General features: G+C 63.8%; 10 protein-coding genes. All 10 read left to right on the forward strand.

Annotated features, from left to right (window positions below; genetic code table 11):
- The first annotated feature begins 12 nt into the window (after nt 1–12).
- The 10 genes from WNB94_RS02720 (at nt 13) to ettA (ending at nt 12459) form a co-directional block, all read left to right on the forward strand.
- Complete coding sequence (locus tag WNB94_RS02720; RefSeq protein ID WP_341388222.1) at nt 13–870, forward strand: cytochrome C assembly family protein; 858 nt, start codon at nt 13–15, stop codon at nt 868–870.
- Nucleotides 871–873: 3 nt separating this feature from the next.
- A complete protein-coding gene (locus WNB94_RS02725) occupies nt 874–1149 on the forward strand; it encodes a PP0621 family protein (protein ID WP_341388223.1) in 276 nt (91 codons plus the stop codon).
- Nucleotides 1142–2989 carry a sensor histidine kinase gene (locus WNB94_RS02730; RefSeq protein WP_341388224.1) on the forward strand — a complete coding sequence of 616 codons (1848 nt, stop codon included), beginning with the start codon at nt 1142–1144 and terminating at the stop codon, nt 2987–2989. The genes WNB94_RS02725 and WNB94_RS02730 overlap by 8 nt, the downstream gene beginning before the upstream one ends.
- Nucleotides 2986–4542 carry a sigma-54-dependent transcriptional regulator gene (locus WNB94_RS02735; RefSeq protein WP_341388225.1) on the forward strand — a complete coding sequence of 519 codons (1557 nt, stop codon included), beginning with the start codon at nt 2986–2988 and terminating at the stop codon, nt 4540–4542. The genes WNB94_RS02730 and WNB94_RS02735 overlap by 4 nt, the downstream gene beginning before the upstream one ends.
- Complete coding sequence (gene ampD, locus WNB94_RS02740) at nt 4535–5110, forward strand: 1,6-anhydro-N-acetylmuramyl-L-alanine amidase AmpD (protein WP_341388227.1); 576 nt, start codon at nt 4535–4537, stop codon at nt 5108–5110. Before WNB94_RS02735 ends, ampD begins: the two co-directional genes overlap by 8 nt.
- Nucleotides 5111–5363: 253 nt before the next feature.
- On the forward strand, nt 5364–8255 hold the full coding sequence (locus WNB94_RS02745) for a ribonucleoside-diphosphate reductase subunit alpha (RefSeq protein ID WP_341388228.1): 2892 nt from the start codon (nt 5364–5366) through the stop codon (nt 8253–8255).
- Nucleotides 8256–8471: 216 nt separating this feature from the next.
- The gene (locus tag WNB94_RS02750) at nt 8472–9620 is read left to right on the forward strand and encodes a ribonucleotide-diphosphate reductase subunit beta (RefSeq protein WP_341389923.1); all 1149 of its coding nucleotides are present in this window, start codon (nt 8472–8474) and stop codon (nt 9618–9620) included.
- Between the two features lie 156 nt (nt 9621–9776).
- Nucleotides 9777–10274 carry a histone gene (locus WNB94_RS02755; protein WP_341388230.1) on the forward strand — a complete coding sequence of 166 codons (498 nt, stop codon included), beginning with the start codon at nt 9777–9779 and terminating at the stop codon, nt 10272–10274.
- Nucleotides 10275–10484: 210 nt separating this feature from the next.
- Nucleotides 10485–10676, forward strand: coding sequence for a hypothetical protein (locus WNB94_RS02760; RefSeq protein WP_341388232.1), 192 nt, complete (start codon nt 10485–10487; stop codon nt 10674–10676).
- Nucleotides 10677–10794: 118 nt separating this feature from the next.
- A complete protein-coding gene (gene ettA, locus WNB94_RS02765; protein WP_341388233.1) occupies nt 10795–12459 on the forward strand; it encodes an energy-dependent translational throttle protein EttA in 1665 nt (554 codons plus the stop codon).
- Nucleotides 12460–12576: the final 117 nt, after the last annotated feature.

The raw sequence follows: 12576 nt of genomic DNA on the forward strand, positions 1-12576 counted from the left end.
TAAACTGGAGCCATGATTTTATCGCCCGCCCTACACACCAGTTGGCCAGCCGGTCTGGCTGTCCTGGCTTATCTGGTCGCCGCCCTGTGGCCGGTGCGCCCCGAGCGACCCGCGCCACAGGACGATCGAGGGGTGTGGCTGGCCCTCACCGTGGCCTGGCTGGCGCAAGGCATCGCCCTGGCGCTGGACATCTTCCCACCTGAACCCGGCGCCTCCAGCCGCTTCGGCTTTGCCCCCGCCTTGTCGATGACCTTGTGGGTGGTGGTCGGGGTCTATGGCCTGGAGAGTCGCCGGCTGGGCTGGCCCTCGGTGCGCCGTGGGCTGGCGGTGCTGGCCATGCTGGCTGTGGCGGTGGCCTGGCTCTTTCCGGGGCAGACTCAGCCCGACGTCACGGCCATCTGGGCGCCCGTGCACTGGCTGACGGGGCTGGCTGCTTACGGACTGATCGGTGCTGCACTGCTGCACGCGGTGTTTCTGAGGCGCGCCGAACGACAGCTCAGGCAGCGTCACTCGACGCTGCCGGTCGCCCACCTCACGCCGCCACCGCCAGCCCCTGGGGCGCTGGGCATGCCCTTGCTTCAGCTGGAATCCCTGACCATGAAGTTCGTTGGCGCGGGGTTCCTGATGCTCAGCCTGACCCTGGCGCTGGGGGCGGTGTTTGCTCAGCCATGGCGATGGGACCACAAAACGGTGTTTTCGGTGCTGTCGTGGGTGGTGTTTGCCATATTGATGGTGGGGCGGCTGCGGTTTGGCTGGCGCGGACGACAAGCCAGCCGCTGGCTGCTGGCCGGATCGGGCCTGCTGCTGCTGGCGTACGTGGGCTCCCGCTTCGTCCTGGAAGTGCTGCTGTCGCGCGCCGCAGGAGGCTGATGCATGGGCGCCGTCCTCAAGCTGCTGCTGGTCATCGTGGTGGGCCTGTGGCTGTGGTACTCACCCGCACTGCGCCGTCTGTGGCGCCCTGGCGACAAGCCCAGGCCTCCCGGCGCCAACCTGCCCGAACGCATGGTGCGCTGCGCACACTGCGGCATCCACCTGCCTGAAAGCGATGCCGTGCGCTCGCCCGAGGGATCGCTGTATTGCTCTGCCTCGCACTGTTCTCGGGGCACACGTGCCGAACAACAAGACCATCCCCAAGACCACCATGGCTGACCGCCCGCGCGCACAGGGCCCCCAGGGGGCCGACCAGCAGGGCTCCTGGTTCGGTGCGATCGATGAGGCGTCGCCGACGGTGTGGCCGGCCAGCGTTCAGGGCCCTGAGCCCACGGCCGCATCGGCATCACCATCGTCCTCGGTCAAAACGGGCATCTCGCCACAGTGGCCCTCGTTTCAACGCGTGCACCGGGCGTTTCTGGGGGCACGGGTGGCCGTGTCAGCGGTGCTCTCCGGTCTGGTCATGCTGGCTGCGGCGCTGGGCACGGCACCCCCGGGATGGTTGCTGATGCTGATTGGCGGTCACCTGGTGCTGACCCTCGCGGCATGGATGTGGCCTGGCCTGCGAGAGCCCCGCGGGCGTGACGGCGGAGGCCTCAACACCGGGCAGGCTTTGGCCACCGTGGGGGTGGACCTGAGCCTGTTTGCCCTGCTGCACCACCTCACGGGTCCCCATCTGAACTCACAGGCCCTGCTGGTGCTGCCCGTGCTGATGGCCGCCGTCCTGTTGCCCAGGCTCATGGCCATGGGCGTGGCGGCCACCGTGACCATCACCTTGCTGAGTGCCGCCTGGATACAAGGGCAAGAAGGCGGTCAGACGGCCTCGCTGCTGGTTCAGGCAGGGGTCACCGGCTTTGGCCTGTTCGTGATGTCGATGCTGGCGTCAGAACTGTCCACCCGGCTGGCCAGAGAAGAACGCAGCGCCCGCGGCAGCCTGGAGCTGGCACGCCAGCAGGCTCGACTGAACCGCCTGGTGATCGAAGAAATGAGCGATGGCGTCATGGTGGTCGACCGCCAAGGCCGCGTGCGAACCGCCAACCCCGCCGCCCGGCGCTTGCTGTCTGCGCAGGGACAGGCCGCGCCGGCGCCATTCAAACTGCATGGCGTGCCGGCCTGGGCCCCGCTGGTGAGGGCGATCGGCCAGGGGCAACAGCAAGGCGGCCTGGGTGACAACGGCATCGAGATCAGCCTGCGCTTTGACGACCAGAGCAGCCGAGACCTGCGGGTGCGCCTGCGATTCACACGCGAGCAATCGCCCCGGCAGGTCGAAGACATGTGTGTGGTGCTGCTGGAAGACCTGCGCAGCGTGCGCGCGCGTGAGCGGCAGGCCAAGCTGGCCGCCATGGGACGCATGTCGGCCGGCATCGCACACGAGATCCGCAACCCCCTGGCGGCCATTGCCCAGGCCAACGCCTTGCTGGAAGAAGACCCGTTGTCGCCCACACAACGTCGCCTGACTCGCATGATTGCCGACAACGTCGGCCGACTCAAACACATCGTCAACGACATCCTCGCCGTGGCACCGGGTTTGAGGCCGCCGGCGCCACTCATCGAACCGATCGAGCAGGTCGTCGCCATCTGCAATGAATGGCGAGGGGTTCATGCCCTGGGTGCAGGTTCCGACAGCATCCTGGAGATCGATCCGGGCAACACCGTTCGACACGGCCCCATCCGTTGCCGCTTCGAGCCAGAGCACCTCCACCGGGTCATCACCAATTTGCTGGACAACGCCTTGCGCTACCACAGCGGCGAACCCGGGGCCTTGCTCGTGAGCCTGCGCCTGCTGAATCAGGGACACAGCCCAGCCCAATTGATGGTGTCGGTGTGCAACGACGGCGAGCCCATCAGCCCGGACACCGAACGGGCCTTGTTCGAACCCTTTTTCTCGACCAGCAGCAGAGGCACCGGGCTGGGCCTGTATATTTGCCGTGAACTGTGTGAACGTCATGGCGCCAGCATCGACTACCGCCAACACCCTGCCAGCGTGCGCCACCGCAACGAGTTTTTCATGACCCTGCCGGTCGCCCCTCTTGAGACGAACACGTCCCGCGCCTCATGAGCCCATCGAGTCACAAGCTGCTGGTCATTGATGACGAGCCCGATCTGCGCACCTTGTACGAGCTGACCTTGCTGAGGGAGGGCTACGACGTCGACACCGCAGGCACGGTGGCCGAAGCGATGCAGTGCCTGCAGGCCGGCCCGTACGCCTGCGTCATCTCCGACATGCGGCTGCCAGATGGCCAGGGACTGGACGTCATCCGGTGGCTGGAGGCCCAGCAACGCAGTGACAAGGTCATCGTGATCACCGCCTATGGCTCGGCTGAGAATGCCGTGAGCGCGCTCAAGGCGGGGGCGTATGACTACCTGACCAAACCCGTGGACCTCAAGCAGTTCCGCTCGGTGGTGGCCTCGGCGCTCGGCGCTGCTGCCCCCCCCCCGTCCCACGGCGTGGAGACGATGGACCCAGATGGGGCGCCCCAGCCTGGCACCACGGCATCGGTGGCAGAACGGGCGCCCAGTGCCGGCGCCCATGCCGCGCGCCAGCTCCTGGGTCACAGCCCGGCCATCCAGCAGGTGCGTGTGCTGATCGACAAGGTGGCGCGCAACATGGCGCCCGTGCACATCTTCGGCGAATCAGGCACCGGCAAAGAACTGGTGGCCCGCGCCATCCATGAAGCCAGCCACCGCCGGCACGCGCCATTCCTCGCCGTCAACTGCAGCGCCATCCCGGAACACCTGCTGGAGGCAGAGTTCTTTGGCTATCGCAAGGGGGCCTTCACCGGTGCGCAGGAAGACCGGGAGGGCTTCTTTCAAGCGGCGCAAGGCGGCACCCTCTTCCTCGACGAGGTCGGCGATCTTCCGCTGGCCATGCAAAGCAAGCTGTTGCGCGTCATCCAGGAGCGCGCGGTACGGGGCATCGGCTGGACTCACGAAGTCCCGATCGATGTCCGGATCTTGAGCGCCACCCACAAGCATTTGCCCGACGAGATCCAGGAACAGCGCTTCAGGCAAGACTTGTACTATCGGCTGAATGTGATCCAGCTGACACTGCCGCCCTTGCGGGACAGGCTGGACGACCTGCCTCTGCTCAGCCAGCGCATCCTGGAACGCATTGCGCAAGACAACGGCCTGAGCGTCGTGCCCCGACTGGGTGCCAGCGCCCTGGCAGCCTTGCAGGCCCACCCATTCCCGGGCAACGTGCGCGAACTGGAGAACCTCTTGCAGCGCGCGGTGGCCCTGAGCAATCACCCCATGCTGGAGGCCACCGACCTCGGCCTCGTGCCGCCCCCACCGCCCGGGCCTGCAGCAACCTTGGACGACCTGTCCCCCGCGCACCCCTCCGAACCGGTCGGCCACCAGAGTGCTACCACGGTGAGCCAGCCGCCCCTGCCGTCTGACCTGGTGGCCTACCTGGATCAGGTTGAACGAGACGTGCTGGTCAAGGCCCTGGAGCACCACCGCTACAACCGCACTGCGGCGGGGGCCAGTCTGGGTCTGTCGCTGCGACAGATTCGGTACCGCATGGCCCGCCTTGGCGTTCAGGTCAACGAGCAGGGCATCGTGCTGGGCGATCGATTTGACCCGGACAGCGAAGGCGCGGGCCATGAGTGATCGGCCGGCACCCACTTGGCGCGACGGCTGGCTGGCGCACGCCAGGCACTGCCCATCACCCAACTTCGGGCCACGCCCTGGGCATGCCACTGTGGACTTGGCCGTGGTGCATTCGATCAGCCTGCCCCCCGGTGAATATGGTGGCCCCGAGATCGAACAACTCTTCACCAACCGGCTGGATTGGGACGCCCACCCCTACTTTGATCAGATCCGGGGCATGGAGGTGTCGGCCCACTTCCTGATCCGACGCACAGGCGAACTGGTGCAGTTCGTGTCGGTGCACGACCGCGCCTGGCACGCCGGTGCCTCGACGTGGTGTGGCCGTGACAACTGCAATGATTTCAGTGTGGGGATTGAGCTGGAAGGGCTGGAGGGCGACACCTTTGAGCCTGCGCAATACAAGGCCTTGAGCACCTTGTTGCGTGATCTCCACCAACAGTGGCCACTCTCTGCGGTGGTGGGGCATGAGCACATCGCGCCAGGGCGCAAACAAGACCCTGGGGCAGGCTTCGATTGGGCGCGGCTGCAGGCCCTGACAGGGTGGGATCGACAGCGATTCGCAGGCTGAAAATCGGCACGCCAAAGGTGTCTCTGGCTGTCAAACGGGACTGCCCGATCCGCAATTTCCCGCAGTTTGCACACCACAGTCGCCTCGCTCGAAAAAAGGCGTTATAGTGCCAACCAGACACTACCGGTAGCGTCCAAAACAGGTCGCGACACCATATATAGTGTCAGCGTTTTACCCTCGTACACCATCGAGGCCTTCGTCCGACGGGCCGCCAGCCATCCGCTGCCGCCCCGACGCCATCAAAGGGAATCACATGCAAACGTCCACGCCCAGCACCACGTCGTCTCACCCATCTGCTGCCACTGGCTTCCCATCTGACGCGGCACCTCAGCCCCGTCAGTCGGCGTATGCCGCCTACCAGATCATCCGACGCAACGGTGCGGTCGTTTCGTTTGAGCCCAGCAAAATCGCCGTGGCCCTGATGAAGGCCTTCCTGGCCGTGCACGGCACCCAGGGCGCCGCATCGGCCTCGGTCCGCGAAACGGTGGACCAACTGACCGAAGCCGTCGTGCGCGGTCTGCTGCGCTCGCGTCCGGGTGGCGGCACCTTCCACATCGAAGACGTGCAAGACCAGGTCGAACTGGGTCTGATGCGCGGCGGCCACCACGAGATTGCCCGCGCCTACGTGCTGTACCGCGAACGTCGCACCCAAGAGCGCGCCAAACAGGCCAGCGAGCAACAAGCCGCCGCCCTGCCCACGCTGCACGTCATCGACAAGGGGCAGCGCGTGCCCCTCGATCTGGCCCGCCTGCAAGCCCTGATCGAATCCTCGTGCGAAGGCCTGGGCGAAGACGTCAAGCCCGCCCCCATCCTGGCCGAAACCCAGCGCAACCTCTACGACGGCGTCTCCATCGACGAGGTCTACAAGGCCGCCATCCTGGCCGCCCGCACCCGCATCGAGCACGACCCGGCCTACACCCGTGCCACCGCCCGCCTGCTGATGCACACCATCCGCCGCGAAATCCTCGGCGAAGAGGTGATGCACGCCGACATGGCCACGCGCTATGCCGATTACTTCCCCACCTTCATCAAGAAGGGCATCGAAGCCGAGTTGCTGGACGACAAGCTCGGCCAGTTCGACCTGGCTCGCCTGGGTGCCGCCCTGAAGTTCGAACGCGACCTGAACTTTGACTACCTGGGTCTGCAAACCCTGTACGACCGCTACTTCCTGCACGTCGATGGCGCCCGCATCGAGATGCCCCAGGCCTTCTTCATGCGCGTGGCCATGGGGCTGGCGCTCAACGAAATCGACCGCGAAGCCCGCGCCATCGAGTTCTACGAACTGCTGTCCTCGTTCGACTTCATGTCGTCCACGCCCACGCTGTTCAACGCCGGCACCCGCCGTTCGCAACTGTCGTCGTGCTACCTGACCACCGTGCCCGATGACCTCGACGGCATCTATGAGGCCATCAAGGAAAACGCCCTGCTGAGCAAATTTGCCGGCGGACTGGGCAACGACTGGACCCCGGTGCGCGCCCTGGGCTCGCACATCAAGGGCACCAACGGCAAGTCGCAAGGCGTGGTCCCCTTCCTGAAGGTGGTCAACGACACGGCCGTGGCCGTGAACCAGGGCGGCAAGCGCAAGGGCGCCGTCTGCGCCTACCTGGAATCCTGGCACCTGGACGTCGAAGAATTCCTGGAGCTGCGCAAGAACACGGGTGACGACCGCCGCCGCACCCACGACATGAACACCGCCAACTGGATCCCCGACCTGTTCATGAAGCGCGTGATGGAAGGTGGCGAGTGGACGCTGTTCTCGCCCTCGTCCTGCCCCGACCTGCACGACAAGTTCGGCAAGGCCTTCGAAGAGGCTTACACCGGCTATGAAGCCAAGGCCGACCGTGGCGAGATCAAGCCCTTCAAGCGCATCAAGGCCGTCGACCTGTGGCGCCGCATGCTGTCGATGCTGTTCGAAACCGGCCACCCCTGGATCACCTTCAAGGACCCCTGCAACATCCGCTCGCCGCAACAGCACGTGGGCGTGGTGCACTCGTCCAACCTGTGCACCGAGATCACCCTGAACACCAATGGTGGCGAGATCGCCGTGTGCAACCTGGGCTCGGTCAACCTGGCCCAGCACATCAAGGACGGCGCCATCGATCAAGAGAAGATCAAGAAGACCGTGCGCACCGCCATGCGCATGCTCGACAACGTGATCGACATCAACTACTACGCCGTCAAGAAGGCCCGCGACTCGAACCTGCGCCACCGTCCGGTGGGCCTGGGTCTGATGGGCTTCCAGGACGCGCTGTACCAACTGCGCACACCCTACGCCAGCCAGGCCGCGGTCGAGTTCGCCGACCGCTCGATGGAAGCCATCTGCTACCACGCCTACTGGGCCTCGACCGAACTGGCAGAAGAACGTGGCCGCTACAGCAGCTACCGTGGCTCGCTGTGGGACCGCGGCATCCTGCCCATCGACTCGGTCAAGCTGTTGGCTGAGCAACGCGGTGGCTATGTCGAAGTTGACGACTCCACCACCCTGGACTGGGATGCCCTGCGTGCCCGCGTGGCACAGCACGGCATGCGCAACTCCAACTGCATCGCCATCGCCCCCACGGCCACCATCTCCAACATCATTGGTGTGGACGCCTCCATCGAGCCCTGCTTCGGCAACCTGTCGGTGAAGTCCAACCTGTCGGGCGAGTTCACCGTCATCAACGAGTACCTGGTGCGCGACCTGAAGAAGCTGGGCCTGTGGGACGACGTGATGGTGATGGACCTCAAGCACTTCGATGGCTCGCTGCGCCGCATCGACCGCGTGCCTGAAGACCTCAAGCAGTTGTACGCCACGGCCTTTGAAGTTGAGCCGGTGTGGCTGGTCGAAGCCGCTTCGCGTCGCCAGAAGTGGATCGACCAGGCTCAGTCACTGAACATCTACATGGCCGGCGCATCGGGCAAAAAGCTCGATGAAACCTACAAGCTGGCCTGGTTGCGTGGCCTGAAGACCACCTACTACCTGCGCACCATCGGCGCCACCCACGCTGAAAAATCGACGGTGTCTCGTGGTCAGCTCAACGCGGTGTCGAACAACGTGGGCGGCGGCATGAATGCGGCACCCCAAGCAGAAACCCCGATGAGCGAGCCTGCCACCGACGTGAAGTTCTGCTCGATCGACAACCCTGACTGCGAGGCCTGCCAGTAAGTGCCCTCTTCAAGGCCCATCGCCTTGAAAGGCCCTGTTCATCGAGGCTTCAAGCCGATCGCGTGATGCGTGATCACCACCAACGCCTTGATGCAGGGCCATCGGTCACCGACAATTTCGATGCGAGCCAACAACAAGCACTGATGGCGAATGTCAAGAAGTGCTTGGTGTTTTTCGCAACACCCTTTCATAATCCAGCTTCATAGGATGTCCACCATGTTGGTCTGGGAAGACGAATCGTCCAAATCCTCGCAGAAGCCTCAAAGCTTCGCCTCCACATCGCCGGTCGGTGTGGGCTCAGTCGCCTCCGCAGCGCACGCTGCATCAGGCACCACCAGCGCCAGCACCCGGCGCGTGAACGTGGCTGACAAGCGCATCATCAATGGCCAGACCGACGTGAATCAGTTGGTGCCATTCAAGTACAAGTGGGCTTGGGAAAAGTACCTCGCCACCTGCGCCAATCACTGGATGCCGCAAGAGGTCAACATGTCTCGCGACATCGCCCTCTGGAAAGATCCCAACGGCCTGAGCGAAGACGAGCGACGCATCATCAAGCGCAACCTCGGCTTCTTCGTGACCGCCGACTCGCTGGCCGCCAACAACATCGTGCTGGGCACTTACCGCCACATCACGGCACCCGAGTGTCGCCAGTTCCTGTTGCGCCAGGCGTTTGAAGAAGCCATCCACACCCACGCCTATCAATACATCGTTGAAAGCCTGGGTCTGGATGAGTCCGAGATCTTCAACGCCTACAACGAAGTTCAATCCATCCGCGACAAGGACGAGTTCCTGATCCCCTTCATCGAGGCGATCATGAACCCCGACTTCAAGACGGGCACGACCGAGAACGACCAGACGCTGCTGAAGTCGCTGATCGTGTTCGCCTGCCTGATGGAAGGCCTGTTCTTCTATGTCGGCTTCACACAGATTCTGGCCCTGGGTCGTCAAAACAAGATGACGGGCGCTGCCGAGCAGTACCAGTACATCCTGCGCGATGAGTCGATGCACTGCAACTTCGGCATCGACCTCATCAACCAGCTCAAGCTCGAGAACCCGCACCTGTGGACCGCCGAATTCAAGGCCGAAATCAAGGCGCTTTTCCTTAAGGCAGTCGAACTGGAGTATCGCTACGCTGAAGACACCATGCCGCGCGGCGTGCTGGGCTTGAACGCCTCGATGTTCAAGGGCTACCTGCGCTACATCGCCAACCGTCGTGCCACCCAGATCGGACTGGACGAGCTCTTCCCCAACGAAGAGAACCCCTTCCCCTGGATGAGCGAAATGATTGACCTGAAGAAGGAACGCAACTTCTTCGAAACCCGAGTCATTGAATACCAGTCGGGCGGCGCCCTGTCCTGGGATTGAGCAAGTGCCGCAAAGAGCACAAAGCCACCAGCACATGAGCCCCTGGCGTACCCCATTCATCACACCGCACTCAGATCCTAGGGGGTGTCGGGTGGTGGATCCTGTATCACCAGTTGGTGGTGCAGTGCTCTTTGCAACTTGATCAAGGAGATCCGTATGGCAACTGCGAAAAAAGTGGCACCCAAGAAGGCTGCCCCGGCTAAAAAAGCCGCTGTGAAGAAGGCTGCACCGGCCAAGAAGGCGGCGCCCGCCAAGAAGGCTGCACCCGCCAAGAAGGCCGCCGTGAAGAAGGCCGCACCCGCCAAAAAGGCCGTGGTGAAGAAGGCTGCGCCCGCCAAGAAGGCCGCTGCACCCAAAAAGGCAGCACCCGCCAAGAAGGCCGTCGTGAAGAAGGCTGCACCGGCCAAGAAGGCCGCTGCGCCCGCCAAGAAGGCCGCTGCACCCAAAAAGGCAGCACCGGTGAAGAAGGCTGCAGCCCCCAAGAAGGCCGCAGTGAAGAAGGCCGCCGCCCCCAAGAAGGCTGCGCCCAAAAAGGCTGCGCCGGCCAAGAAAGCCGCCGCCAAGAAGCCTGCACCTTCCAAGCCTGCCCCTGCAGCGAAAACCACCCTGAGCCCTCAGGCTGCCTGGCCGTTCCCGACCGGCAACAAGCCCTGACAGGCATTCAGCCCTCCGCCATGACCGGCGGAGCGTTGGACATTCAACCCGGCTTCGGCCGGGTTTTTCATGGTGCAATGCGCCCCCCGCAATCAGGCGCTATGCCTCTTGCATGGGCCCCGATACAGTGAAGTCTGGCGTGCAGGTTACCCCACCGGCCGCCCTGGCCCCGAGGGCCGCTCACGACTTCCGGGGCCCAGGAGCAGCAGCATGTCAGACAACACCCCCCACAACCCGGATGCCTCGTCCGTGGCGGAGATGCAGGCCGCGCTTTTCACCTTGCGTGACAGCCTGATGAACCTGAAGATGTCCTTGCTGGACCTGGCACACATGACCGATGAAGCCGCACAGCAAGCAGCACAGGACGAAACCCACAAGCTGCTGATGCGCTTGCGCGGCTGATGCATTGCTGAAACCCACGGGTGAAACGTACGAATCCGGTTTGCGCCCTGGTTGACTGGCTACACTAACGGGTTTGGCGCCTGCTTGCTGCGCGCCACTCTCTTACAGCAGAGTCACCATGGCCCAATACGTTTTCACCATGAACCGCGTCGGGAAGATCGTCCCCCCGAAGCGGCAGATCCTCAAAGACATCACCCTGAGCTTTTTCCCCGGCGCCAAGATTGGCGTGTTGGGCGTGAACGGTTCGGGCAAGTCCACCTTCCTCAAGATCATGGCGGGCGTGGACAAGGACATCGAGGGCGACGCCGTGCCGATGCCCGGCATCAAGATCGGCTATCTGCCGCAGGAGCCTGAGCTCAACCCCGAACAGACCGTGCGCGAAGCCGTGGAAGAAGGCATTGGCGGCGTGTTGGCCGCCAAGAAGCGCCTGGACGAGGTCTACGCCGCTTACGCCGAACCCGACGCCGACTTTGATGCCCTGGCCGCAGAGCAAGGCGAGCTGGAAGCCATCATTGCCGCCGCCGGCTCAGAAAACACCGACCTGCAACTGGAGTTGGCCGCCGACGCGCTGCGCCTGCCGCCCTGGGATGCCAAGATCGGACCGCTGTCCGGCGGTGAGAAGCGCCGCGTAGCCCTGTGCCGCCTGCTGCTGTCCAAGCCCGACATGCTGCTGCTTGACGAGCCCACCAACCACTTGGACGCCGAATCGGTGGACTGGCTGGAGCAGTTCCTCAGCCGCTTCTCGGGCACCGTCGTGGCCATCACCCACGACCGCTACTTCCTCGACAACGCCGCCGAGTGGATCCTTGAACTCGACCGCGGCATGGGCATCCCCTACAAGGGCAACTACTCTGACTGGCTCGACGCCAAGGAAAAGCGGCTGGAGCAGGAGCAGAAAACCGAAGACGCTCGCGCCAAGGCCCTGAAGCAAGAGCTGGAATGGGTGCGCAAGAACACCAAAGGCCGCCAGGCCAAGAGCAAGGCCCGCCTGGCCCGCTTCGAAGAACTGAGCGACGTCGAATACCAAAAGCGCAACGAGACCAACGAAATTTTCATCCCCGTGGCCGAGCGCCTGGGCAATGAGGTCATCGAGTTCAAGAACGTCACCAAGTCCTTCGGTGACCGCTGCCTGATCGACAACCTGAGTTTCAAAATTCCCGCGGGCGCCATCGTCGGCATCATCGGCCCCAACGGCGCCGGCAAATCCACGCTGTTCCGCATGATTCAGGGCGTCGAGCAGCCCGACAGCGGCGAGGTCAGCATCGGCAAGACGGCCCAGTTGGCCTTTGTCGATCAAAGTCGCGAAGGCCTGGACGGCAGCAAGACCGTGTGGGAAGACGTCTCGGGCGGCCTCGACAACATCGTCGTGGGCAAGTTCGTGATGCCTTCGCGCGCCTACATCGGCCGCTTCAACTTCAAGGGCAACGACCAGCAAAAGCTGGTGGGCAACCTCTCCGGTGGTGAGCGCGGTCGCCTGCACCTGGCCAAGACACTGGCCCAGGGCGGCAACGTGCTGATGCTCGACGAACCCTCCAACGACCTGGACGTCGAAACCCTGCGCGCACTGGAAGAAGCTCTGCTGGAATTCGCCGGCAGCGCCATGATCATCTCCCACGATCGCTGGTTCCTCGACCGCATCTGTACGCACATCCTGGCGTGCGAAGGTGACTCGCAATGGTTCTTCTTCGACGGCAACTACCAGGAGTACGAAGCCGACAAGAAGAAGCGCCTCGGTGAAGAAGGCGCGCGCCCCAAGCGCGTGCGCTTCAAGCCCATCCGCTGAACCTCGGCCTCGATCCCGTGAAAGCCCGTCCCTCGACGGGCTTTTTCATGTCAGGCGTCCAATCTGATTGGACGGGATCGGGGGCTATCCCTAGTGCTTGGGCCCGTGGTCAACACG

Origin of the sequence: Aquabacterium sp. A3, assembly GCF_038069945.1 — a bacterium.
Lineage (GTDB): Bacteria > Pseudomonadota > Gammaproteobacteria > Burkholderiales > Burkholderiaceae_C > Aquabacterium.

Coding starts and splice junctions, on each gene's coding strand:
- WNB94_RS02760 (WP_341388232.1), top strand. CDS start 10,485: ATGTCAGACAACACCCCCCACAACCCGGATGCCTCGTCCGTGGCGGAG.
- ampD (WP_341388227.1), top strand. CDS start 4,535: ATGAGTGATCGGCCGGCACCCACTTGGCGCGACGGCTGGCTGGCGCAC.
- WNB94_RS02725 (WP_341388223.1), top strand. CDS start 874: ATGGGCGCCGTCCTCAAGCTGCTGCTGGTCATCGTGGTGGGCCTGTGG.
- ettA (WP_341388233.1), top strand. CDS start 10,795: ATGGCCCAATACGTTTTCACCATGAACCGCGTCGGGAAGATCGTCCCC.
- WNB94_RS02755 (WP_341388230.1), top strand. CDS start 9,777: ATGGCAACTGCGAAAAAAGTGGCACCCAAGAAGGCTGCCCCGGCTAAA.
- WNB94_RS02745 (WP_341388228.1), top strand. CDS start 5,364: ATGCAAACGTCCACGCCCAGCACCACGTCGTCTCACCCATCTGCTGCC.
- WNB94_RS02750 (WP_341389923.1), top strand. CDS start 8,472: ATGTTGGTCTGGGAAGACGAATCGTCCAAATCCTCGCAGAAGCCTCAA.
- WNB94_RS02720 (WP_341388222.1), top strand. CDS start 13: ATGATTTTATCGCCCGCCCTACACACCAGTTGGCCAGCCGGTCTGGCT.
- WNB94_RS02735 (WP_341388225.1), top strand. CDS start 2,986: ATGAGCCCATCGAGTCACAAGCTGCTGGTCATTGATGACGAGCCCGAT.
- WNB94_RS02730 (WP_341388224.1), top strand. CDS start 1,142: ATGGCTGACCGCCCGCGCGCACAGGGCCCCCAGGGGGCCGACCAGCAG.